The 21703-nt window shown below is 64.5% G+C and carries 25 protein-coding genes; 16 read left to right on the top strand and 9 right to left on the bottom strand.

Annotated features, from left to right (window positions below; translation table 11 throughout):
* Positions 1-14 precede the first annotated feature (14 nt).
* Both ACNSN7_RS01480 and ACNSN7_RS01475 read right to left on the bottom strand, forming a co-directional pair.
* Positions 15-548 (bottom strand): 2'-5' RNA ligase family protein, encoded by a 534-nt coding sequence (locus ACNSN7_RS01480; RefSeq protein ID WP_418280113.1) that lies wholly within the window; start codon positions 546-548, stop codon positions 15-17.
* A gap of 3 nt (positions 549-551) precedes the next feature.
* Positions 552-740 carry a DUF7554 family protein gene (locus tag ACNSN7_RS01475; protein WP_418280112.1) on the bottom strand — a complete coding sequence of 63 codons (189 nt, stop codon included), beginning with the start codon at positions 738-740 and terminating at the stop codon, positions 552-554.
* A gap of 94 nt (positions 741-834) precedes the next feature.
* Here ACNSN7_RS01475 and serB point away from each other — a divergent pair, with 94 nt between their 5' ends.
* Entirely contained in the window at positions 835-1479 is a 645-nt protein-coding gene (serB, locus tag ACNSN7_RS01470) for a phosphoserine phosphatase SerB (RefSeq protein WP_418280110.1), read from the top strand.
* 109 nt (positions 1480-1588) lie between these two features.
* Here the strand turns inward: serB and ACNSN7_RS01465 are convergent, their stop codons facing one another.
* A complete protein-coding gene (locus tag ACNSN7_RS01465; RefSeq protein WP_418280108.1) occupies positions 1589-1783 on the bottom strand; it encodes a cold-shock protein in 195 nt (64 codons plus the stop codon).
* Between the two features lie 199 nt (positions 1784-1982).
* Between ACNSN7_RS01465 and ACNSN7_RS01460 the strand changes: the two genes are divergently transcribed.
* The 5 genes from ACNSN7_RS01460 to ACNSN7_RS01440 all read left to right on the top strand — a co-directional run bounded on the left by ACNSN7_RS01460 (position 1983) and on the right by ACNSN7_RS01440 (position 5856).
* Complete coding sequence (locus ACNSN7_RS01460; protein WP_418280107.1) at positions 1983-2798, top strand: lycopene cyclase domain-containing protein; 816 nt, start codon at positions 1983-1985, stop codon at positions 2796-2798.
* Entirely contained in the window at positions 2791-3828 is a 1038-nt protein-coding gene (locus ACNSN7_RS01455; RefSeq protein WP_418280106.1) for a Brp/Blh family beta-carotene 15,15'-dioxygenase, read from the top strand. Before ACNSN7_RS01460 ends, ACNSN7_RS01455 begins: the two co-directional genes overlap by 8 nt.
* A gap of 45 nt (positions 3829-3873) precedes the next feature.
* Entirely contained in the window at positions 3874-4551 is a 678-nt protein-coding gene (upp, locus tag ACNSN7_RS01450; RefSeq protein WP_418280105.1) for a uracil phosphoribosyltransferase, read from the top strand.
* Between the two features lie 121 nt (positions 4552-4672).
* Complete coding sequence (locus ACNSN7_RS01445; protein WP_418280103.1) at positions 4673-4897, top strand: DUF7569 family protein; 225 nt, start codon at positions 4673-4675, stop codon at positions 4895-4897.
* 65 nt (positions 4898-4962) lie between these two features.
* Positions 4963-5856, top strand: coding sequence for a YkgJ family cysteine cluster protein (locus tag ACNSN7_RS01440; RefSeq protein ID WP_418280101.1), 894 nt, complete (start codon positions 4963-4965; stop codon positions 5854-5856).
* A gap of 4 nt (positions 5857-5860) precedes the next feature.
* Here the strand turns inward: ACNSN7_RS01440 and ACNSN7_RS01435 are convergent, their stop codons facing one another.
* Positions 5861-6700: a PHP domain-containing protein gene (locus ACNSN7_RS01435; RefSeq protein WP_418280100.1), complete on the bottom strand. Its 840-nt coding sequence runs from the start codon at positions 6698-6700 to the stop codon at positions 5861-5863.
* Between the two features lie 163 nt (positions 6701-6863).
* Here ACNSN7_RS01435 and ACNSN7_RS01430 point away from each other — a divergent pair, with 163 nt between their 5' ends.
* Positions 6864-7148, top strand: coding sequence for a DUF5789 family protein (locus tag ACNSN7_RS01430; protein WP_418280099.1), 285 nt, complete (start codon positions 6864-6866; stop codon positions 7146-7148).
* A gap of 76 nt (positions 7149-7224) precedes the next feature.
* On the opposite strand, the gene ACNSN7_RS01425 is transcribed toward ACNSN7_RS01430, so the two are convergent.
* Positions 7225-8274, bottom strand: a complete 1050-nt coding sequence (locus tag ACNSN7_RS01425) for a DUF5784 family protein (protein ID WP_418280096.1) — start codon at positions 8272-8274, stop codon at positions 7225-7227.
* A gap of 280 nt (positions 8275-8554) precedes the next feature.
* On the opposite strand from ACNSN7_RS01425, the gene ACNSN7_RS01420 reads away from it, so the two are divergent.
* On the top strand, positions 8555-8722 hold the full coding sequence (locus ACNSN7_RS01420) for a DUF5786 family protein (RefSeq protein ID WP_418280213.1): 168 nt from the start codon (positions 8555-8557) through the stop codon (positions 8720-8722).
* A 96-nt stretch (positions 8723-8818) separates the two neighbouring features.
* Here the strand turns inward: ACNSN7_RS01420 and ACNSN7_RS01415 are convergent, their stop codons facing one another.
* Positions 8819-9487, bottom strand: coding sequence for a DUF7530 family protein (locus ACNSN7_RS01415; RefSeq protein ID WP_418280212.1), 669 nt, complete (start codon positions 9485-9487; stop codon positions 8819-8821).
* A gap of 89 nt (positions 9488-9576) precedes the next feature.
* Positions 9577-10584 (bottom strand): NAD(P)H-binding protein, encoded by a 1008-nt coding sequence (locus tag ACNSN7_RS01410; protein ID WP_418280094.1) that lies wholly within the window; start codon positions 10582-10584, stop codon positions 9577-9579.
* Between the two features lie 114 nt (positions 10585-10698).
* Between ACNSN7_RS01410 and ACNSN7_RS01405 the strand changes: the two genes are divergently transcribed.
* The 4 genes from ACNSN7_RS01405 (at position 10699) to ACNSN7_RS01390 (ending at position 13371) form a co-directional block, all read left to right on the top strand.
* Positions 10699-11610, top strand: a complete 912-nt coding sequence (locus tag ACNSN7_RS01405; protein ID WP_418280092.1) for an MBL fold metallo-hydrolase — start codon at positions 10699-10701, stop codon at positions 11608-11610.
* A gap of 78 nt (positions 11611-11688) precedes the next feature.
* Entirely contained in the window at positions 11689-12294 is a 606-nt protein-coding gene (gene pspAB, locus ACNSN7_RS01400) for a PspA-associated protein PspAB (protein ID WP_418280091.1), read from the top strand.
* Positions 12295-12298: 4 nt separating this feature from the next.
* Complete coding sequence (locus tag ACNSN7_RS01395; protein WP_418280090.1) at positions 12299-12742, top strand: hypothetical protein; 444 nt, start codon at positions 12299-12301, stop codon at positions 12740-12742.
* Positions 12739-13371, top strand: coding sequence for an IMPACT family protein (locus ACNSN7_RS01390; RefSeq protein ID WP_418280089.1), 633 nt, complete (start codon positions 12739-12741; stop codon positions 13369-13371). Before ACNSN7_RS01395 ends, ACNSN7_RS01390 begins: the two co-directional genes overlap by 4 nt.
* A gap of 344 nt (positions 13372-13715) precedes the next feature.
* Here the strand turns inward: ACNSN7_RS01390 and ACNSN7_RS01385 are convergent, their stop codons facing one another.
* Positions 13716-15422: a DNA-directed DNA polymerase II small subunit gene (locus tag ACNSN7_RS01385; protein ID WP_418280087.1), complete on the bottom strand. Its 1707-nt coding sequence runs from the start codon at positions 15420-15422 to the stop codon at positions 13716-13718.
* 84 nt (positions 15423-15506) lie between these two features.
* Between ACNSN7_RS01385 and ACNSN7_RS01380 the strand changes: the two genes are divergently transcribed.
* Positions 15507-16502, top strand: coding sequence for a S24/S26 family peptidase (locus tag ACNSN7_RS01380; protein ID WP_418280086.1), 996 nt, complete (start codon positions 15507-15509; stop codon positions 16500-16502).
* 24 nt (positions 16503-16526) lie between these two features.
* On the opposite strand, the gene ACNSN7_RS01375 is transcribed toward ACNSN7_RS01380, so the two are convergent.
* Complete coding sequence (locus ACNSN7_RS01375; RefSeq protein ID WP_418280085.1) at positions 16527-18377, bottom strand: Cdc6/Cdc18 family protein; 1851 nt, start codon at positions 18375-18377, stop codon at positions 16527-16529.
* A 1062-nt stretch (positions 18378-19439) separates the two neighbouring features.
* On the opposite strand from ACNSN7_RS01375, the gene ACNSN7_RS01370 reads away from it, so the two are divergent.
* Genes ACNSN7_RS01370 through ACNSN7_RS01360 form a run of 3 tightly spaced genes read left to right on the top strand, consistent with a single transcriptional unit; the run spans position 19440 to position 21256 of the window.
* Entirely contained in the window at positions 19440-20081 is a 642-nt protein-coding gene (locus ACNSN7_RS01370) for an Era-like GTP-binding protein (protein ID WP_418280084.1), read from the top strand.
* Positions 20081-20518, top strand: a complete 438-nt coding sequence (locus ACNSN7_RS01365) for a DUF2073 domain-containing protein (protein WP_418280083.1) — start codon at positions 20081-20083, stop codon at positions 20516-20518. The genes ACNSN7_RS01370 and ACNSN7_RS01365 overlap by 1 nt, the downstream gene beginning before the upstream one ends.
* Positions 20519-21256 (top strand): Zn-ribbon domain-containing protein, encoded by a 738-nt coding sequence (locus ACNSN7_RS01360; protein WP_418280082.1) that lies wholly within the window; start codon positions 20519-20521, stop codon positions 21254-21256. It abuts the gene before it with no gap.
* Positions 21257-21703 lie beyond the last annotated feature (447 nt).

The raw sequence follows: 21703 nt of genomic DNA, 5'->3' as shown, positions 1-21703 counted from the left end.
GGGGGAGCCGACGCCTACAGCTCGATCCTGTCGGCGACCTCCCGGAACTCGGGGTCGTACAGCGCCAGTTCGTGGACGCGCCACTCGATCGGGTCGATGTCGACGTCGCTGAGGGCATCGACCGCCTTCGATCCCCCGCCGCGAGCGAGGGTGATATGGGGAACGTAGTCGTCGCCCTCGATCCCGTCAACGGGATCGAACGCGGCACACAGTCGTCGATGGAGCCGGACGAGCACGTCGCTCTCGACGGCGAGATAGACGACCGGGGCGGGCCCCTGTGCCGGTGTCTCGAAGGTGGCGACCGCGGTGACCGACACGTCGAACGGTCCCGTTCCGGCGAGGAGCGGTCGGAGATCAGCACGGAGAGTCGCGACCGCGGCGTCTTTCGACCGGTGAGTTCGACCCGCCTCTCCGACGTCGTCGACGCCGAACCGTTTTCCGACGAGGGTGTACCGCTCCCGGACCCGATCGAACCCCGTCAGTTTCGGGTGGAGATCGGCTGCGAGGCGCTCGACTGCCGGCGGCAGCGGGACGTTGAGGCTGAACACGTCTCAGATCCGATCGGTGAGCCACAGGGCGATCAGGACGACGATCGCGATCCCGATGAGCGTCGGCAGGGTGTGAAACAGCGTCATCGTGATGCTCAGGAGGGTGCCGACGATCTCGAGGAGAAGCCAGACGATCACGAGCGCGAGGACGATCTTCAGCAGGTCCTCGACGTCGAGTTTCGCGCGGGTCATGGCTTCGACTCCGCGCGTCAGTTCCAAAAGCACTGTGGCTCGACCGAGGGTCCGATCGGGCGGTTAAAAGCCCCCACGGACACAACGGTCGCGTATGCGACTGATCGCGTTCGACTTCGACGGGACGCTCTCGGACTCGGAGATGACGGTTCTGCTCGCGGAGCGGGCGGGCGTCGCCGACGAGGTCGCGGAGATCACGGAACGGGCGATGAACGACGAGTTGAGCTATGCGGAGAGCCTGTATCGCCGCGCGGAGCTGCTCGGCGGGCTCTCCGAGGCGGACGCGACGGACGCGTACGACGACGTGACGCTCCGTCCGGGAGCCGGTCGGTTGATCGAGCGCCTCCGGGCGGAGGGACACCACGTGGCCGTCCTCACCGGCGGGTTCGAGCGCGGCGTCGAGCGCGCGCTCGCGAAGGAGGGCGTCGAGGCCGACACGATCGTCGCCAACCGTCTCCCGATCGAGGGGGGAAAGCTGACCGGCGACGCCGAGGGTCCGCTCATCGAGGGGACGAAAGACGACGCCTTGGAGGACCTCGCGAACGAGCTCGACGTCCCGATGGAGCTGACGGTCGCGGTCGGCGACGGCGCGAACGACCTCCCGATGTTGGAGGTGGCCGGGCTGTCGGTCGGGTTCATGCCGAAGCCCGCGGTTCGATCGTCGTGTGACGCGGTCGTCGCCTCCATGTTCCGGCTGGGGAAGGTGTTGGAGGGTTACCGCGTGCTACCGAGCGAGTGAGTCTCGGCGACGGAGACCGTCGAACACGGACGAAGCCACGGCTCACCGACGTAGCCAATCGGAAGAATCGCTCCGTCAAGCGTCGCGCGAAGCGACGAGAAAACGGGTGTTAGTTGCGGACGACGTTCGTCGCGCGGGGTCCTTTGGGGGACGACTCGATATCGAAATCGAGGTCCTGTCCTTCTTCGAGGTCTGCGCCGCCGACGTCCTCCATGTGGAAGAATACGTCATCGTCCGCGTCCTCAGTCGAAATGAAACCGTAGCCGCCAGTGTCGTTGAAGAAATCAACCTTTCCGTTTGCCATTGCAAACAAACGTACATCCGTCCGGGGGATAACCCTTGCGAGGGGGACGGTACCACGCCGTCTCGCGAGCGCGTCCGACGGGGGGCCCGAGCGCGTCCGACGAGGGGACCCGACCGCGAGAAGGGACCGTCGGACGTGTGAACGCTTAATCGGACAGGGATCGAACGGTCGACATGGTCGGGAACGAGAGGGGAGCCCGGTGATTCCCTCCCTGACGTATCTTCAGTTCCATCTCGTTTTCAGTCTCCCCCCGCTGGCGGTGCTGTGGTATCTCGCACCGCGATACGAGCGGCGTCGGCGTCGGCGCTCCGCAGCCGGCATCGCGGTCCTCGTCGCCGTCGCGTACGCGTACACGACGCCGTGGATCGGCTACATGATCCGGTCCGGGGTCTGGTGGTACGGTGACGGCGCGGTGTCGGTTCGTTTCCTCTCGATCCCCCTCGGGGAGTACCTCTACGTCGCGGTCCAGACGTGTATCGTCGCGCTCGCGCTCCATCGCATCGGCTTCGATCCCGCGTTCCTCGAGGGTGATTTCGCCCGCACCCCTCGTCTCGCGGGTCTCATCGTGGGAGCCGGTCTGTTCGGGCTCGGGCTGTGGCTCGTCTCGCTCGACGCCGCGACCCTGTACCTCGGCGGGTTGCTTGCGTGGGTCGGCCCGGTGTTCGCGCTTCAGTGGGCCGTCGGCGGCGGCTACTTGGCCCGGACGCCGCGAGTGTGGGTGACCGCGGCGCTCGTTCCGGCGGTCTACTTCTGGATCGTCGACCGGATCGCCATCGAGATGGGAACGTGGATCGTCTCGGGAGCGCACACGACCGGGATCGCTCCCCTCGGGCTCCCGATCGAGGAGGCGCTGTTCTTCGTGTTGGCGGGCCTGATGACGGTCAACGGACTCGTGCTGTTCGAGTGGGTACTCGACTGGAACGACCGGCGGGCGGCGACCGACCGAGGCAACCCGACGACCGCAGGGACCGTCCGGAACGACGACTCGACGGGGAGGATCCTGAACGATGACTGACGCGACGGCGTCTCGCCGAGTCGACCGACTGTTCGCGCTGTATCCCGCGCTCGCGCTCGCCACGCTCCTCCCGGTCGGTGCGATAACCCCTCTGTTTCCGGTGGAACTCGGCGTCGCCGTCTTCGCGCTCGGGACGCTCACGGTCGGGATGGCTCACGGCGCGGTCGACCATCTCGTCCCGGTGCGCGCTGCCGACGTGTCGCTCACTCGGTCCGTGTCCGCCGTCGCTGTCGTCTACGCGGTGCTCGGCGGCGCGGTCGTCACCGCGTTCTTCCTCGCCCCGGTGACCGCGTTCGTCGGATTCATCGCGCTCACGTGGCTGCACTGGGGACAGGGCGACGTCGCCGCGCTGGTGGTCGTCGGCGTCGATCACCTCCCGACGACCGCGGAGCGGGCGCTCGCGCTGTTCGTTCGAGGAGGACTCCCGATGGGCGTTCCGCTTCTCGCCCATCCGGCGGAGTACCGACTGGTCGCCGAGTGGGTCGTCGGACTGTTCGTGGTCGATCCCGCGGCCGCGACGGCGGCCGTCGATCCCGTGTTCACCGGAAACGTTCGAGTCGCCGTCGGCGTCGCGATGGCGAGTGCGACGCTGCTCGCGGCCGCACTCGGAGCCGCTCGAGTCCGACGCGGTGCCGACCGGCGCGGATGGCACCGCGACGTCGGCGAGATCGCTGTGCTGTGGGCGTGGTTCCTGCTCGCTGCGCCCGTGTTCGCCGTCGGGGTGTACTTCGCCGTCTGGCACGCGCTTCGACACGTCGGTCGGCTCGTCCTCGTCGACGAGGCGGCGGCGGGGGCGATCGCCGCGGGCGACCGGCACCGCGCGCTCCGGCGGTTCGCCCGCGACGCCGCGCCGCTGACGCTCGGCGGGTTCGCGGTGATCGGGATCGTCGCGCGCGCCGTCCCGTCGGGGGTCGCCACGTCGGGGGACCTGCTCGCCGCCTCGCTCGTCGCCATCGCGGCGCTGACGCTCCCGCACGTCGCCGTCGTCGCGTGGCTCGACGCACAGCAAGGCGTGTGGCGATCGGCGTGAGGAGTGGCGTGCGGTTTTAAGAGGACGGCGGCCCCCTCCCCGATAATGACGATCGAAGACCGCGACGACGCGTACCTCATCACCCACGCGCTGGCGAAGGACACCCTTTCGCGGCTCCGCGACGTCGAGACCGAACAGGTCGCCTTCCGGAAGGGGCTCGTCAAGCTCGGTAGGATCTGCGGCTACGAGATCATCGACGGCGCGATGGAGACGGAGTACGTCCCGGTCGAGACCCCCTTAGCGGAGACGACCGGCGAGCGCGTGAAGGGGCTCGAGGACGTCGTCATCATCAACGTGTTACGCGCGGCGACGCCGTTCGTCGAGGGGCTCTTAAAGGCGTTCCCGCGCGCGAAACAGGGCGTCATCTCCGCCGGGCGCGACGAGGAGGCGGGGATGAACGCGGACGGGGAGTTTCCGATCACCATCGACTACGTGAAGCTCCCGGAGATCAGCGAGGAGGACACGGTCATCGTCGCCGACCCGATGCTCGCGACGGGCTCGACGATGTGTGCGGTGTTGGACCACATCGTCGGTGAGGCGGACGCCTACGAGAACCTGTTCGTGCTCTCGGCCGTCTCAGCGCCCGACGGACTGATTCGCGTGAGCGAGCAGTTCCCGGAGGCGGACCTGCTCACCGTCGCCATCGACGACGGACTCAACGACGAGGGGTTCATCGTGCCCGGGCTCGGTGACGCCGGCGACCGCGCGTTCCGGACGACCTAAGACGATCCCGAACCCGACCGAAGCGGGCGATCCCGGACCCGACCGAAGCGGACGATCCCGGACCCGCACTCTGCGACGCCTCCCCGCGTACTTTTAAGAGCCGCCGACGCGACGACCGCGTATGAGCGACGCGGCGACGAACGAGCCCTGTGACGCCTGCGGCGAGCCGACGACGGACGCGCTCGCACGTACCGTCCGGCTGAGCGTCGACCGGGCGAACATCGACACCCAGCGACTCTGTCCGGAGTGTTTCGCCGAGTGGATACAGCGGTATCAGACGGAGATGGGCGGCGGGACCGATGACGCGGTGAGTGCCGGCTCCGACTCCGAGATCATCGTCGACTGAGTCGAGGCGGATCCGACGCCGACTCCGGCGAGACCTTTTGAGCATGCGTATCGATAGCATACGTGATGGAGCTCCGCTGTGAGGGGTGTGCGGGATGCTGCGTCGACTGGCGTCCGATCGATCCGGACGCCGCCGGCGACGGCGACCGGACGGGTCGCCGCCCGACGCTCGACGATCGGTACGACCTCGTTCCCCTGACCCGCGACGAGGTCGTGGCGTTTCTCGACCGCGGGCTCGGGGACGTTCTCGTCCCGCGACTGTTCGAGCCGGCCGAGGGTGACGATCACGTGACCGTCGACGGGATCACGCTCGCGGCGGTTCGCGATCGCCCGACGTTCGTCGTCGGGCTCCGCAAGCCGTCCAAACCGGTTGCACCCGTCGGGACGGGCGTGTCGCGCTGGCTCGACAGTTGCGTGTTCCTCGATCCGACGACGCTACAGTGTCGGATCCACGGACGCGAGGAGTACCCACGGACCTGCTCGGTGTACCCCGCACACAATCTCGAACTCGACGCGGAGACGGAGTGTGAACGCGTCGAGGCGGCCGGCGGGGGCGAGCGCCTGATCGAGGCTGACGTGCCGGCGGAGACGCCAGCGCCGCCGTTCGGGTCGCACGCGCTCGGCGCGACCGTGTTCGCGTATCCCGTCTCGGCCGACCTCGACGGCGTCGTCGATCGACTTCGACAGGGGTTCGGAACCGACGACGATCGCGCCCGGTTCGTGGGGGCCGCAGCGGGATCGCGGCCGGGATCGCTCTCGGTCGACCGCGATCGGATGGCCGAAGCGAGGGTGCGGGCACGCGAGGCGGACTCGTGGGCGGGCCGTGCGATCGACGCGTGGACCGCTCGGGCGGGTACTGACGGGGCCCTGGTCGGCCTCGACGACGCCGAACGGGAACGGCTCGTCCATCGACTGGAGGACGACGCAGGCGCACCGGGAACGCCGGGATGGGGGCGCTGATCGTTCACGAACGCTCGGCCGGGTCAGGGAGTCGCTCGCGTATCGGGGCGAACTCCGTCTCAGTCATACCCTCGACGCCGAGCGTCAGTTCGTGTGCGTCGCTGCCGCCGGTTCGAAGGAGGGACGCCGTCTCGGCGACGCGGTCGATCCGAGCGAGATCGACGTCGCGACCGTAGGGGTACCAGCGCTCGATCGCGTCCAACCCCTCGGCAACGTCGAGCGCGGCGGTGACGTCGTCGTAGCGGAACGGATGTGCGAGCCCGACGATCGCACACGCGTCGCGGAGGAGTTCGACGCCTCGATCGACCGTCGTCACCTCGCGAGCGACGTAGCAGGGACCGTCGTCGCCGATCAGCCGATCGAAGGCGTCCGCGTAGTCGTACGGTGCCGACGAGGCGTCGATGGCGCGAGCGATATGCGGACGCCCGAGTCCCGGCCGGGGGGCGACGTCGAGTTCGACGTCGAGTCGGTCTTCGACGCGGGCCAGCATCCTCGCGCCGCGTTCCCGTCGGTCCGTCTGGAGACGATCGATCTCCGCGACGAGCGCGTCCGTGTGTCGGACGGCGTATCCGAGGAGATCGACGCGCTCGAAGCCGGCATCGACGCGGAGTTCGATCCCCCGGACGATCCGGACGCCGGCGCGCTCGACGACCGGCGCGTCGATACCGGGATGGATCCGATCGTGGTCCGTGACGGCGACCCAGTCGAGTCCCGCCTCGTGGGCAGCCGCCGGAACGTCTCGGAGCGCGAGCGTCCCGTCGGAGGCGGTCGTGTGCGTGTGGAGGTCCGCGACGATTCGACCCGCACGCTCCGGGCGGCCGTCGGTTGTCGAACGCGTGCCCATGGTCGATACCCGAGCGAGCCGTACTAATCGACGGCGGTTCGGCCCTCATCGGAGATCGTGAGGCACGTTCACAATCATCCATTAATGATGATTAAGGAATCCACACCCGGCTAAGGTCATACATGGAAAATCATTAAGAACCTGCAGTGCTTCTCATCCGTTGATGCGCTTGAATGGCATTGACGATCGACTCGAACGGCACCAGTATCCGGCCACCTCGGACGAGATAATCGCGGCTCACGGGAACGCGACCGTAGAGCTCGCGGACGGTTCCGAGCGGCTCGGGGACGTCCTGGCGCGGTTCGGCGAGCAGACCTTCGATCGTCCGGACGAGGTGTTCGACACCGTCCGGTCCGGCGTCTGCCATCGAGGAGTCGGTCGGCGGTTCTACTCGGATCGGGACCCGACGACCGACGCCGAGACGGGTCCACAGCCCGTCTCCTTTTAAGGGACGCGGGACCGCTCAACGTTTTCGATGACCGACATCGAGAGCGATGGTCTCGCCGGCGATCGAACCCGATCGCTTAGCCGACCCACTCGATCGCGTCCGACAGATCGAGGGGGACGGAGCCCTTCGAGTAGCCCTCGACGTGTCCGTCGGGGCGTGCACGAAACACGACCGCCGGCTTGTGTCGAACGTCCGGTCGCTCGGTTTTGACCGCGGCCCAGTCGTCCTCGGGGAACGACGTACAGTCGACGAACAGGGTCGCGCCGCCGCCGTGCGCCTCCAACTGGCCGTTCGTCTTCGTCTCCGCGGTGTCCCTGACGGCGGCGACCGGCGTGTTCGCGCTTCGGCCGGACACCGGCTGGGGCCGCGTCACCTCGACGAGCGACGCGACACCGGTGTTGGGGTCCTCCGCCCGATAGTCCAGCGAGTGGCCGGTCGTCACCTCGATCTCGGGAGTGACGTCGTATCCCGAATCGGAGAGGATCTTGGCCGCGGTGAACTCGGCGACCGTCGCGCTCATCCGAACGAGATCTACGGACGCGGACGTGCCGAGCTTCCCGGCCATCGTCTCTCGATAGTCGTCGAGGATCCCGGGACGAAGGAGTCGTTCGAGGTAGCCGGCCCCCGCCTCGCGCGTCGCGTCCGGGAAGCCGGCGGCGTAGTCACGGAAGAAGGCTCGCGTCGTCTCGGCACCGTCCTTCGAACAGAACACCGGCAGGAAGAACCACGAGACGTGTGGGTAGTCCGCGAGCCATGGTTCGTCGTCGTGCAGCCCGGCGAGCAGTTCGCGCTGTGCCCAGCGCGAGACGGAGTACGGAGCCTCGTCGAATCCGAACTTGTTCGTCTGCCAGAGATCCCTCGGCGTCTCCGTGTTTCCGAGCCAGTAACCGACAGGTCCCGAACCGACACCCTGCGGCGGGTCGTCGTCGTTGTCGGTCCAACAGAACAGCGCCATCGAGCCGTCGTCCATGTCGAATCGGCGAGCGTCGTAGCCGGGCGGCGGGCTGAACCACGGGTCGCTTGCGGTCGCTCCGAGGTTGTCATCGAGCGAGCGTTCGAGCCGCGAGCGAACCCGGTCGCGGCTCCATCGACCGGGTGCGCGTCTGAATCGGAGCGGTTGTGCCACGATCGACCTACTGGCCCCCGATGCTAAGGGTTTCCGGTGAATCGCCTCGGAGACACGTGGTCCGAGACGCCTTCGACGTCTCGTTGCTCCGGGAGAGCTTTGACGTCTCAGCATCACGAGAGAGCAGATCTCTCCCGGACGACCTCGAGGCATCCGATCTGTTCGACCTGTTGCGTTGGTACGGCGTCATCCCCTCCCTCCCAAATACGTGAGTATCGATCGGTGTGCATGACCGATACATATATGTCTCGGAAATTCCAAGTGAGTATGTACCATGTCAATGGGTGCCTATGACGAAGACGAACACGAGCGCCGTGAACGGAAAACCGGTGTCGTCGACGCCGACTTCGACGCCGAGCGTGCGGAGTACTCCGGATCGCTCACGTACGACTCGGGGGACTCGGCGGAGGCACTCCTGGACAAGTTCGAGGAGCTGCAGGGGAAGTGACAACCCGAGTCGGTCGACGATCCACTGATCCTTCCGGTCTCCGTCGCTGAGAGCGTTCCGCTCGATGAGGGATGACGCTCACGAGAGAGATGACGCTCACGAGAGAAGGATCGCCGCCGTACAGACGACGGCGACGGCGACGACGTGACCGACGACCGCACCGAGCAGGATCGGGTCCTCGAACAGGAACGGCACGAGTACCAGCTGGATCGCGGAGAATCCGACGTTCTCCGCGTCTATCCGGCGTGCTCGAGCCCGGTCGGACGTCGAGAGTTCGACGTGGACCGCGCGCCACAGCGCGACGACCGCGCTCCACCAGGACGTTCCGATCCGGTAACAGAGGTCCCAGAGGATCAGCAGGGCGAGATACACCGCCGCAACCGGCGGGGTCGACCCGAACAGACGCGTGACCAGCACGTCGTTCCACACGAACAGGTACGTCACGAGAGCGATGAACGCCAGCAGTCCCAACACGATCTCGACGCTCGAACCGAAGAGGAGCCGTTTGTGTTCGGCCGGCGTCGACAGGGCTCGGTTTCCATCCCCGAGTCGATGCATCTCGACGCTCCCCGCGGCCGCAACGCCGACCGCGACCGTACCGGCGACGACCGCGCTCCACAGTCCGTAGTACCAGCCCACGACCAGGACGCCGGTCTGAAACAGCACCACCTGTATCGCGACCGCAGCGGCGCGTGAGAGATCGAGGCCGGGGATCCCGCCGACGAGGCTCTCATACACCCACGTCTCTCCGTAGTGGGGAGCCACGAGATCGGTCTCTTGCCCCGCTCGGCCGACGTTCTCCCCACCCGGATCGCCGTGCTCGGAAGCCCCCGCCTCGGAACCGGACCGTCCGTTCACCGGGTCGACACCTCGTCACCACCGTTCCGGTCGACGTCGCCGACCGCACCGGGCCCTTGGTCGTCGGAGCCATCGGTGCGGCGATCCTCGACGGGGACGGCGATCCGTTGTGCACCGGCGAGCGCGCGAGCGACGGCGAGATCGAAGGTAGTTCTCTCGAACGGTATCAGCTCCTGTATCCGAGTGTCCTCGACGACGACCGTGTTTCGGAGTCCTTCGACCAGCGATCGGGCGAGGTGTGGGTTCACGTCCGTTACCAGTCGGAGCCACATCGCCGACAGCTCCGGACTCAACACCGGCACTCGAACGATCCGGAGTCCCCCACCGAGTTGGCGTCGGGTTCGACGGAGGATCTCGGCGTACGTCAACACCTCCGGACCGCCGATCTCGAATGTCTCGCCGGCGGTAGCCGGAACGTCGAGCACGCCGACGAGGTACGTCACCACGTCGTCGATCGCGATCGGCTGACAGAGCGTGTCGACCCATTTGGGAGTGATCATGACGGGAAGCCGGCTCGCGAGCCCCTCTATCACCTCGAAGCTCGCGCTCCCGGTACCGATGATGACGGCGGCGCGAAGCACGGTGAGCGCGTACTCACCGTCGGAGAGGATCCGCTCGACCTCGCGGCGCGAGCGAAGGTGTTCGGAGAGCTCCTCGCGGTCCTCACCGAGTCCACCGAGATAGACGAGCCGGGCGATCCCGGCAGCGGACGCGGCGTCAGCGAAGTTTCGCGCACATTCCCGGTCGCGTTCCTCGAAGCCAGGACCGCCGTCCATCGAATGAACGAGGTAGTAGGCGGCGTCGATCGAACGGCCATCGATCTCGAACGCCGGCGAGAGGCTTGCCGGTTCCAGCAGGTCACCCTCGACGACGTGGACCTCGTTCGGCGGATCGTATCGATCGGCATCGCGAACGAGCGCGACGACCTCGTGTCCCCGTTCGGATAGCGCCGAGACGAGTCGAGTTCCGACGAAACCGGTGGCACCGGTGACGAGAACGCGCATACCGTCTTGTCGGGTGGGACGCGTATAATCCCCCGACACGGGAACGAGCGGTACGGGGGAGCGATCCGCTCCGTCGACCGATCCCTAAAAGGCCCTCCGGGCTGTCGCTCGGGCATGAAGGCTGGCGAGTTCGAACCCGTTCGCGGCGTCGACGATCTGTACGTTCACGACACCGGGATGTTCGAGACCGACGAGTACGGATCGGTGTACGTGTTCGACGCCGAGCGGCCGGCAGTGATCGACACGGGAACCGGGCAAAACCGAGACGCACTGTTCGAGACGCTCGACGAGATCGGGATCGGTCGCGAGGAGCTCGCGTGGATCGTCCCGACGCACGCCCACCTCGATCACGCCGGCGGGGCGGGGTATCTCGCCGATCGGTACCCGAACGCCGAGGTAGCCGTCCCCGAGAAGGGCGTGCGCCATATCGTCGATCCTGAGGCGCTCATCGCCGGAACGAAGTCCGCCGTCGAAGATCAGTGGCAGTACTACGCCGATCCGAAGCCGGTTCCCGAAGCGCGGCTAACCGGGCTGAGCGACGGAGACCGGATCGATCTGGGCGATCGAGAACTCGTCGTCCACGACGCACCGGGACACGCCCCACACCACGCCGTGTATCACGAGCAGCGTTCGGACGTCGTGTTCACCGCGGACGCCACCGGCCTCTACGTTCCGTCGATCGATACGGTCCGAGAGACGACGCCGCCGCCGCAGTTCGACCTCGATCGGTGTCTGGAGGACATGCGGCTGATCGAGGAGCTGGATCCCGAGTACCTCTGTTTCGGTCACTTCGGACCGAGAGCATACGAGCCGAAACTGATCGGCGAGGCGAAACGCGCGTACGTCGAGTGGGTCGAAGCCGTCCGATCGAAGCGAGCCGAGCTCGGCGACGACGACGCCGTCGTGGATCACTTCGAGGCGGCGAGCAGCGCGCTCGAGATGTGGAACCCGGAGCGAGCTCGCGCCAACGCGAGTCTGAACGCTCGTGGCGTGTTGAGGTACCTCGATCGCATCGGAGGCGAGTGAGACGACGAGGCGGATCTGTCTCTCCGTCGGTGTCGACCGGAAACGCCTAACCCCTCGTCACCAATACGAAAGCGAGAGATGGGCATCTTCGACACGATCCGTGCCGTACTCGGGACGAGCGCCGAGACCGACGCGACCCGCGACGCCGACCCGGAGGACCTGTTCGGGATGTCGACCGCGTACGTGACGATGCAGGCCGACCTCGGGTACGACAACTGCGGCGAGGCGGCGCTGTGTTTCTCGGGCGTGGACAGCACCCGCTTCGACGACGCCGTCGAGGAGGTCGAGGCGATCCTGGAAGCCGGGGAGATCGAGACGGGGACCGGCTTTCACCGACACGAGGACGACCACGGCTACCACTGGTTCGTACTCGAGGACGACGACCCGGAGGACCTCGTGACGAGCATCCACTTCGCCGCCGACCAGTTCATCGAAGAGGGGTTCGGATCACGGCTCCTGGCCGCCGTCTTCGGGTTCGAGAAGTCGGAGGGCGACGCCTACTGGATCTATTCGTTCCGCCGCGGTGCGTACTACCCGTTCGCTCCCGACGGCGACCACGAACGGAACCAACGCGTCGAGTTCAAGCTCCAATCAGTGCTCGACGGGGAGTTGGGGATCGAAAGCGACGAGTCGTACTGGTACCCGCTGTGGCCGGACACGCCGGGATATCATCCGTGGGAGTGATCCGATGAGCGAGTCGGAGGGTGTAGACGGTGGCCGGCAATCCGGACTGAAGAAGGTGCTTCGGGCCGTCGCCGTGCAGGGGGCGGTGTTGAGCGCCGCCGTGCATCTGCTGTGGGCGTGGCCGCGGTTGACCGAGCCCGCGGACCCGAGGCCGTACGTGTTCCTCCTCGCCGGTCTCTTCAGCGTCATCGTCGCCGCGGCGACGCTGCAAGCCGACGAGTATCGCCGCCTGTACGCACTGGGCGCTGGAACGCTCGCCACGTTCCTCCTCGGATACGTCGGCTGGCACGGAGCAGCGGTCCCGAGTGCGCTCGCCGCTGATCCGTTCGCGATCGTCGGGAAAGTCGCGGAGCTCGTCGGGGTGTTCGCGTTCGTCGCGCTGTATCGGCTCGCACCGCCGACGAGCGTCGTCGTGGAGCGTCGACAACGTGAGCGAGGGGAACAGTGACCGACAGCTACCTGACGGTGTCCGAGCGAGCGACCACGACGTTCGAGGTTCGGGGTTCGGAGTTCCTCGGTCACGTCTCTCCCGCCGACACGGTTGAAGAGGCGGAGGCGTTCATCGCGACCGTCGATGAGGAGTACGACGACGCGACGCACAACGTTCCCGCGTACCGCGTCCCCGCAGGAGAGCGCTCCGAGCGGACCCCCGGAAGCGACGTGATGCTCCGGGAGTACGCTTCCGACGACGGTGAGCCGACCGGCTCCGCGGGGAAGCCGGCGCTAAACGTCCTCGTTCAACGAGAGGTTCGCAACGTCGTCGTCGTCGTCACTCGATACTACGGCGGGACGAACCTCGGTGTCGGCGGGCTGGCCCGCGCGTACTCGCGGGCGGTCAAGGAAGGGCTTGACGAGGCGGGCGTGGTCGAGGAGCGCCCGCACCGTCGACTGACCGTTCGAACCGACTACGACGACTCCGGGACCGTTCGGGGCGTGATCGAGTCCGGGGGTGTCGAGTTCGACGCCGACTACGACCAGCGGGTTCGGTTCGATCTGCGGGTTCCGGTGGCCGAGATCGAGGAGCTCGTCGACCGACTCAACAGCGCGACGAGCGGTCGAGTAGAGATCGAGCGATAGCAACGCTCGTGAAGTGGCTAACAGGCGACGCGTCAATCGGGCCGATCGGTCGTCTCCGCCGCGGCGGGGCGTCGCGCTCCCTCCCAGTGCGCCGCGGGCAGTCATCAGATCACGGGAGCGTTGGTCGCGGCATCCAATGTAAACCGTCGGAGGGGAGGATCGCCTTCGTCGACGCCAGCTGTACCGTTGTACCGTCGTGTTGGACCACAGAGCGAGGTCACAGAGCGAGGTCACAGAGCGAGGTCACAGAGCGAAGTCACGGTCGTCGTCGATCGAGGCTGAAGAGTCAAGTCAAGAGTGTCGTGAAGCCGCGAGAGCAGCGTTGGACCGCCGGTCGTTGGCGGTCAGGCGAACTTCCGGACGGTCATCTCCAGCGTATCGAGATCGAGTATCGGCGCGAATCCGGCGTCGGGATCGATGTTGACGGACTTCTGGAAATCGGTTTGGGCCTGCCAGCAGCCGGAGTTGACCGCGAGCACGTTGTGGTACTTCCCCCACCCGAGCTTGTGGACGTGGCCGGTGTGGAACACGTCCGGGACGTCGTCGATCACGAGGTAGTCCCGTTCCTCCGGTGCGACGCGCGTGTGTCCGCCGAACTGCGGAGCGACGTGGCGTTTCTTGAGCAGCTGGTACATCGCCTTGTGCGGCTCGTCGTAGCTCGCCTTCTCCTCGGGAAGTTCGGCGATCACCTCGTCGAGCGAGACGCCGTGATACATCAACACCTCGACGCCCTCGACGTGTACCGTCGCCGGGTTCGAGACGATCCGCGCGTCGTGGACGTCCATGATGCCGCGAAGCTCCTCGGTGAATCCCGGCTGGGGCTCCGCGAGGCGAACGGCGTCGTGGTTGCCGGGGATCATCACGATCTCGGTGTCGCCCGGTACCTCCTTTAAGTACTCCGCGAACCGCTCGTACTGCTCGTAGATGTCGACGATGTCGAGCTCCTCGTCCTGGTTCGGGTAGACGCCGACGCCCTCGACCATGTCGCCCGCGAGGAGAAGGTACTCGACGGGGTCCGCCTCCGGCGTGTGGAGCCAGTCGGTAAAGCGGTGCCACGCGTCGGCCATGAACTCGTCGCTTCCGACGTGGACGTCCGAGATGAGCGCGGCTTGGACGTGACGGTCGGCCGTGCCGGTCCGGTGGGTCCGCGGGACGTCCGGGAAGTGCAGCGAGTCGGCAAAGAGGATCCCCGCGTCGTCCGCGAGCGTCCCCTCGACGGCGATACACTCGTCCATCAGGATCTCGTCGACGACGTCCGCGAGCCCCTTGTCCTTCATGATCAGCGCTGGAAACGTCCCCGTCGTGTCCTCCAGTTCGACGAGCCAGTGACCGGAGCGCGTCGATCGAACGTCGTTGACGAGGCCGATCATCGAGGCGTCGCTCCCGCCCGGCATGGACGCGATCGCCTCGGCCGGACGGTGGTTGACGCGACCGCGAAGCACTTTCGAGAGTCGTTCGTATCGGTCTCGAAACGTCCGGACGAAGTCGTCGTACTCGCCGGTCCCGGTGCTGTTGCCGGTCATGTCGTTACCGACCGATAGATCCCGACGATCGGGATCGCGGACGTGGGCGGACGGATCACGTGATGGGTCACGTGATGGGTCACGTAATGAATCGCGTGGCGGATCGTCGGTCGCGTTCGAGTCCGACTCCGCGGGATCTGACTCCGCGGGATCTGACTCCGCGGGATCTGACTCGGTCCGGTGGGAGTCTCCATCGACGAGGTCGTTCCCGTGGTTTGTAGACCCCTCTATTTCTACTGGAGACGAATCAACAGTCTCCGTGTTTTGTTCTATCTCGTTTGGAGTCGAAACGGAGGTGTTGTTATCGGATCCGGAGTCGTAATCCGGAACGGATCGTGAGTCGTCGAGAACTGCACGAACGTGTTCCGTGGTGATGCGGAGCGCGTCGGCGGGCGCGTGTTCGACGGTCGCCTCCAGCGCGAGGGTCGGTTCGGACGCCCCGGCGAGGAGCGTGATCGCCTCGCGCTCGGCGTTGTACCCGCGTTTGGCAAGTTCACTGACGATCCGTGCGTTCGACTCCAGCGGCACGATACCGGAAACGGTGGTAGCAGTGAAAACGGTTCCGGGACGGGACCCCGAGACTTATCACCGAAACCAACCTACCTGACTACGATGGACCCCGAGGACCGACCGCCAGCTACTGACGACGCGGTCGAGAGTACGAATGGGGCATGCGACACCGACACCGACACCGACACGATCGACGACACCGACACCGACACCGACACGATCGACGACACCGAGGATCCGGAAGCGTTTGTAGGAGATCCGGACGGCGGGGATAGAGACGGTCCGGTCGCCGACGTGAACCCGGATCGAAGCGAGGACGGGTTGCTCAAGCGGTTCCGGCGCGACAACGAGGGACCGTTGATGTGGCTCCGTGAGATGCTCTCGAGCGTTGCGATCGTTCTCCTCCTCGGTCTGATCCTGTTCGGTGTCAGTGGCGTGTGGCCGCCGATGGTCGCCGTCGAGTCCGGAAGCATGGAACCGAACATGGAGGTCGGCGATCTCGTGTTCGTCACCGAGCCCGGCCGGTTCGCTCCGGACGCCGCCGACAACGATATCGGCGTGGTGACCTACGAAAACGGGCAAGCCGCCGACTATCGGACGTTCGGGACGTACGGCTCCGTCGTGATCTACCAGCCGCCCGGCAGAACGGCGTCACCGATCATACACAGGGCGATGTTTCACGTCGACGAGGGAGAGAACTGGTACGAGCGTGCAGATCGGCGGTTACACAACGCTGACGACTGCGAGGAGCTCCGGAACTGTCCGGCACCCCACGACGGTTTCATCACCCTCGGAGACAACAACGGACAGTACGACCAAGCGAACGGACTGTCCGAACCCGTCAAAGCCGACTGGGTGACCGGCGTCGCACGGCTACGGGTCCCGTATCTCGGCTACGTCCGACTCATCGCGACGGGACAGGCGAAACCGAGCGACCTGATCTCGGTTTCGACCGGAGTCGAACCGAGAGAGCTCGGTACGGAGAGTACGTCTCCCCTGATCGATCGATCTGAAAGCACGCCAGGAACGATGATCGGTACGGAACGAACTGGCTTTTCGCTCCGATTCGACTCGAGTACGGTTGCAGTCCACGGATAGCCGAATTAGGCACGGCCGGGTTCGCTAATTGTCGAAGCGTGCCTGAACGAACGGTTGCGCGTTCTCGATATCGCCGAGCCTGGAGTCCGACAGGAGGACCGCTTCCGTTTCCTCGACCGGGACGGACAGACCCATCTCCTTCGTCCGGCCGTATCGGCCCTTCGAGACGACGACGGCGTTGACGATCCCGAGCATGTCGAGCTCGCTGATGAGATCCGTGACTCGACGTTGGGTGAGGACGTCGGCGTCGATCTCCTCACATAGGCGCTTGTAGATGTTGAACACCTCACCGGTGTTGATGTTGTGGACGCCGTTCTTCTCGAGAAGAATGACCGCAAAGAGGACTATCTTGCTCTGTGTCGGGAGGGTTCTAACGACCTCGACGACGCGGTCGAGTTCGATCTTGTCCTGTGCCTGTCTGACGTGCTCCTCGCCGACGACCTCGGCTTGCGAGCGCTCCGCGAGTTCGCCGGCCGTTCTGAGGAGATCGAGTGCACGACGGGCGTCACCGTGTTCCTGCGCCGCGAACGCAGCACACAGCGGTATCACGTCGTCGGTGAGCGCATCGTGCTTGAACGCGATGTCGGCACGGTGTTGGAGGATGTCACGGAGCTGATTGGCGTCGTACGGGGGAAACACGATCTCCTCCTCGCCGAGGCTCGACTTGACGCGGGGGTCGAGGAAGTCGGTGAACTTCAGGTCGTTCGAGATCCCCATGATCGAGATCCGGGAGTTGACGAGTTCGGAGTTCATCCGGGAGAGGTTATACAGCGTGTCGTCGCCGCTCTTCTCCACGAGTTTGTCGATCTCGTCGAGCATGATGACGACGACGCGTTCGTGGTAGTCGACGGCGTCGAAGAACGTCGAGTAGACGCGGTCCGTCGGCCACCCAGTCATCGGAACCTCCTCCATCTCGTCGGCGTCGGCCTCGAGTTCGTCGATCCGTGCTTGCAGCGCGTCGGCATCGGAGAACTCCGTCCGATCGAGAACGGTCGGATCGTCCGGGATCGTCGATCGAAGCTCTCGACAGCGATCGAGCCGGTCCTCGATGAGGTTCTGGTTCTTCTCGATGAACTTGTTCGCGAGCTGTGCGAGCACCCGATACTGGGTGTCGGTCACTTCACAGTTGATGTACTCGACCTCGCAGGGAACGTCGTACTTCTGAGACGTCGACTCGAGTTCCTGTGAGACGAACTTCGCGGACGCCGTTTTTCCGGTTCCGGTTTTTCCGTATATGAGGATGTTCGACGGGGTTTCCCCGCGGAGGGCGGACACGAGGATCGTCGCCATCTGGTTGATCTGGTCGTTTCTGTGGGGCAGTTCGTGTGGCGTGTACGACGGGCGGAGAACCTCCTTGTTCTCGAATATCGGCTCGCCGGACAGGAGATCGTCGAACAGTCCCTTGTTGTCGTCGTCCTCGTCGTCGAGAACGACGCCGTCGAGGTCGACATCGGTTGCCGACCGATCCCGACCGCCACTCTCCAAGTCAACGGTGACGTCGGGACTCCCCCCGCTGGATACGTCGGTATCGCCAGTGGACACGGCGTCGGTGTCCGCGACGGAGACGTCCGAAGGATCGGTCGACGTCGCGGCAACACCACCGGTCGGATCCGTCTCGAACGAAGGAGTATCCGGATCGTCGACATCGCGCCGACCGTCTCCGTTCTCACCGACGCCGTCGTCGGAATCGACGTTTTCGTCGTCGGAATCGGCGTTTTCGTCATCAGAACCGTCGGTTCCGCCGTCGGAACTACCGGTACCGCTGCCGTGCTCACCGTCGCCGCCGTTTCGCGTACGTCCATCCTCCTCGGCCGCGAGAGATGTACCCGCCCCTGTAGGCGACGTATCGTCCGCGTGCGATTTGTTGTCCTCCATTGTAACCCCCCAGTTTCGAGTGGAAATCACGCCCACGTAGTGTCTTTACCCACGTTTTCGGCACCGTAGAGCCCTAAGATACGGGTTACAGCGGTAGTAGTGATGGGAGCGTGTCCAATTGATGCAGTCGAACCAGATGAAGAGACACTACAAAAGTGTTGCTCATTCGAGTCGAAACGAAGGTGTCCGGCAGCCCTCGACCGCGGAATACGGGACGCGACGACCGCGGAATACGGGACGCGATGAACGATGGGAAGCGATCGTGGAAGAGAAACGGACGGGGGTGTGATTCAGGAAGGGATCGTTTCTGGTTGAGCTAGCCCGAGTGGATGACGGTCGGAGTACGCGACCGAGGTATACGGTCGGAGTACACGGCCGAGGTATACGGTTGGAGGGTGCGATCAAAGCGTACAAGCTGTGAACGTATTGTCGCTGCTAATAGTATCGGTCGATGTCTGGGGATATCTATTGAATCGAGTCGATGGAGTCAAAGCCGTATGTGACACGCCGAGAGATACTCGACCAATGGACCCCCCCCACCCCTTCGTTTCGGGTGGAACTGTTCGGAGGTGGGGGGAGGGGGCGAGGAGGCGTCTATTCATCGGTGTTTTTATTATGGGATAGAAGAAACAGCACCCTCGGTGCTCTATTAGAGAAAATTACGTTAGTATGATCTATGGTTCGAAAGGGAGAGACGGCAAACGACCCTCGAGATCAACTCACCCACCACCCGAACGTACGAGTTCCACCCGAAACGAAGGGGTGGGGGAGGGAAGAGACGGACGTTCCGCAACGGACTCACGGATATGAGGCATGACGAACACTAACGGTACTACCGATAATGGTCACGGGCACAAGCTACATCGCAGTCCGTTCATTTCACCGATGTTTCAGGCTGCCGATAACAATCTCGTTGGACTGCCCGGAACAGCACTTACAACCCGTCTTTAGCCGATTTGGAGGCGTCTGACGCAGTTCTTAAGTGAGAGGGGCGTGGAACGCCTACACGATAAACCGATTCCCCGCGCACGCGCAGGGAGAACTAACATACAGGAGGTCAGGATGGGACTGCTTACAAATCTTAAAGACAGCATTTCACGGGTCACGGACGGGCTGTTCGCCGCCGACGAGCCCAAGCGGATCGGGATCTATGGGCCACCGAACGCCGGAAAGACGACCCTCGCGAACCGTATCGCACGCGACTGGACGGGTGACGCCGTCGGGCCGGAGAGCCACATTCCACACGAAACCCGCCGCGCTCGCCGGAAGGAGAACGTCGAGATCGAACGCGACGGACGGAAAGTCACGATCGACATCGTCGACACGCCCGGTGTGACGACCAAGGTGGACTACAAGGAGTTCCTCGACCACGACATGGAGAAGGACGACGCCGTTCGCCGCTCCCGGGAGGCGACCGAGGGGGTCGCCGAGGCGATGCACTGGCTTCGTGAGGACGTCGACGGCGTCATCTACGTGCTCGACTCGACGACGGACCCGTTCACGCAGGTGAACACGATGCTGATCGGGATCATCGAGTCACAGGAACTCCCGGTACTCATCCTCGCGAACAAGACGGACCTCCCGGAATCGAGCGTCCAACAGATCGCGAACGCGTTCCCGCAACACGAGACGATCCCGCTGTCCGCTCTGGAGGGCGAGAACATGGACGAAGTATACGGCAAGATAGCGGAGTACTTCGGATAATGCCTGGGGCAAGACCGGGCGTCGATGGCGACGGCAACGGACCTGGAGACGGAAACGGTCCGAACGACGACTCGGACGACGGCGTCCGGATCGACATGATAAGCGGTGCCCGGATGGAGGGACTCACGGGCATGGAGAAGATCCGGCTCATCCTCGACGGCGTCCGTGACGGGAACATCGTCATTCTCGAGGAGGGTCTCTCGCCGGACGAGGAGTCGAAACTGATCGAGGTGACGATGACGGAGATCAGCCCCGACGACTTCACCGGGATCGAGATCGAGACGTATCCCAAAGCGGAGGCATCGAATCAGAGCTTCCTCGACAAACTGATGGGTCGAGAGTCGACGAAGAAACTCACAGTCATCGGTCCCGCAAACAGGATCGAGACGCTCCACAAAGACGAGAACCTCATCAGCACCCTCGTCTCCCGCAAGTAGATGCCCCACCAATGTACCTCCTGTGGCCGCGTGTTCGCCGACGGCTCCAAGGAGATGTTATCGGGGTGTCCCGACTGCGGAGGAAACAAGTTCCAGTTCAGACCGGACGGAGCGTTCGACGACGAGCCCGATACGGGTCCCGATCGATCCCGGAGCGCACCCTCCGAGACGACACCGTCAGACACGACACCGTCAGATACGACACCGTCTGAGACGCCGACCTCCCCCGGACGGGAAGACAGATCTTCAACGCCTGATTCTCCCTCGCCTTCGACTGACACGCCTTCGACTGACACGCCGTCTCCCGCGAAGACGCCTGATTCGCCATCGACCGCGAACGATCCGTCCGGATCCGGAACTCCGACGGCATCCGAGTCGGACGCTTCGGACTCGAAAGTGACGGGTTCCGAACGGCTCGCCGACACCGATGCCGAAGACACCGCTCAAGCGAGCGCCAGGTCCGACGTCGTCAGTCCCGACGAACTCGACCGTGCGAGTCGGGATGTCCCCGCTGATACTCCCGACGATCAGGCGGACACGGGGGCGGATCGTCCGGGAATCGACGACCTTCGCGACGAGCTCAACGACCAGTTCGAGAGTATCCGCATCGTTAGCCCCGGACAGTACGAACTGAATCTGATGGAGCTGTACGACCGTCAGGAGTATATCATCTCGTTACAGGAGGACGGCCGCTACGTCATCGAGATGCCTGATGCATGGGGCGTCTCCGACGAGTAGCAAACACCAACTCAGTTCTCCCCATTCGTCCTCCTATCCGATCGTCTCTCATCCGGGCTTCTCCCGTCGGATCGACCACATTTACGGAGGTGAAAGGCGGAACCACACTACTTGAGTCGTGAGTAACTGACAATCGGCCACGTGGCTCCGTTGAGATCCCACTCTTCAGACACGATACAGCGTGAAACAGCCGGTCGCTGAAGACTGGGACTGAGCGACTCGAGCGATTCAGAAGAGACCAATAATCCATATTAAGGATGAGACGACAAATCCACTAATAAATGCTACCAACAGGAAGATAGCGACCCAGCGTCGTGCGTTATCCGGGAGATACGGTATCTCACTTGGATAAATTGGGGCAAGCGTCCCTTTTTCATCAGAACCGCGTCCATCCATATAAGATGCTAGAAATACAACATTATTATTTCTTCTGCTGTACTGAGCGAT

This window comes from Halorubrum rarum (assembly GCF_048380895.1).
Lineage (GTDB): Archaea > Halobacteriota > Halobacteria > Halobacteriales > Haloferacaceae > Halorubrum.
The sequence above is the reverse complement of the archived record's forward strand: the minus strand, read 5'-3'. Positions and strand labels throughout refer to the sequence as shown.

Coding starts and splice junctions, on each gene's coding strand:
- ACNSN7_RS01475 (WP_418280112.1), bottom strand. CDS start 740: ATGACCCGCGCGAAACTCGACGTCGAGGACCTGCTGAAGATCGTCCTC.
- serB (WP_418280110.1), top strand. CDS start 835: ATGCGACTGATCGCGTTCGACTTCGACGGGACGCTCTCGGACTCGGAG.
- ACNSN7_RS01465 (WP_418280108.1), bottom strand. CDS start 1,783: ATGGCAAACGGAAAGGTTGATTTCTTCAACGACACTGGCGGCTACGGT.
- ACNSN7_RS01455 (WP_418280106.1), top strand. CDS start 2,791: ATGACTGACGCGACGGCGTCTCGCCGAGTCGACCGACTGTTCGCGCTG.
- upp (WP_418280105.1), top strand. CDS start 3,874: ATGACGATCGAAGACCGCGACGACGCGTACCTCATCACCCACGCGCTG.
- ACNSN7_RS01445 (WP_418280103.1), top strand. CDS start 4,673: ATGAGCGACGCGGCGACGAACGAGCCCTGTGACGCCTGCGGCGAGCCG.
- ACNSN7_RS01440 (WP_418280101.1), top strand. CDS start 4,963: ATGGAGCTCCGCTGTGAGGGGTGTGCGGGATGCTGCGTCGACTGGCGT.
- ACNSN7_RS01435 (WP_418280100.1), bottom strand. CDS start 6,700: ATGGGCACGCGTTCGACAACCGACGGCCGCCCGGAGCGTGCGGGTCGA.
- ACNSN7_RS01430 (WP_418280099.1), top strand. CDS start 6,864: ATGCGCTTGAATGGCATTGACGATCGACTCGAACGGCACCAGTATCCG.
- ACNSN7_RS01420 (WP_418280213.1), top strand. CDS start 8,555: ATGGGTGCCTATGACGAAGACGAACACGAGCGCCGTGAACGGAAAACC.
- ACNSN7_RS01410 (WP_418280094.1), bottom strand. CDS start 10,584: ATGCGCGTTCTCGTCACCGGTGCCACCGGTTTCGTCGGAACTCGACTC.
- ACNSN7_RS01405 (WP_418280092.1), top strand. CDS start 10,699: ATGAAGGCTGGCGAGTTCGAACCCGTTCGCGGCGTCGACGATCTGTAC.
- pspAB (WP_418280091.1), top strand. CDS start 11,689: ATGGGCATCTTCGACACGATCCGTGCCGTACTCGGGACGAGCGCCGAG.
- ACNSN7_RS01395 (WP_418280090.1), top strand. CDS start 12,299: ATGAGCGAGTCGGAGGGTGTAGACGGTGGCCGGCAATCCGGACTGAAG.
- ACNSN7_RS01380 (WP_418280086.1), top strand. CDS start 15,507: ATGGACCCCGAGGACCGACCGCCAGCTACTGACGACGCGGTCGAGAGT.
- ACNSN7_RS01375 (WP_418280085.1), bottom strand. CDS start 18,377: ATGGAGGACAACAAATCGCACGCGGACGATACGTCGCCTACAGGGGCG.
- ACNSN7_RS01370 (WP_418280084.1), top strand. CDS start 19,440: ATGGGACTGCTTACAAATCTTAAAGACAGCATTTCACGGGTCACGGAC.
- ACNSN7_RS01365 (WP_418280083.1), top strand. CDS start 20,081: ATGCCTGGGGCAAGACCGGGCGTCGATGGCGACGGCAACGGACCTGGA.
- ACNSN7_RS01360 (WP_418280082.1), top strand. CDS start 20,519: ATGCCCCACCAATGTACCTCCTGTGGCCGCGTGTTCGCCGACGGCTCC.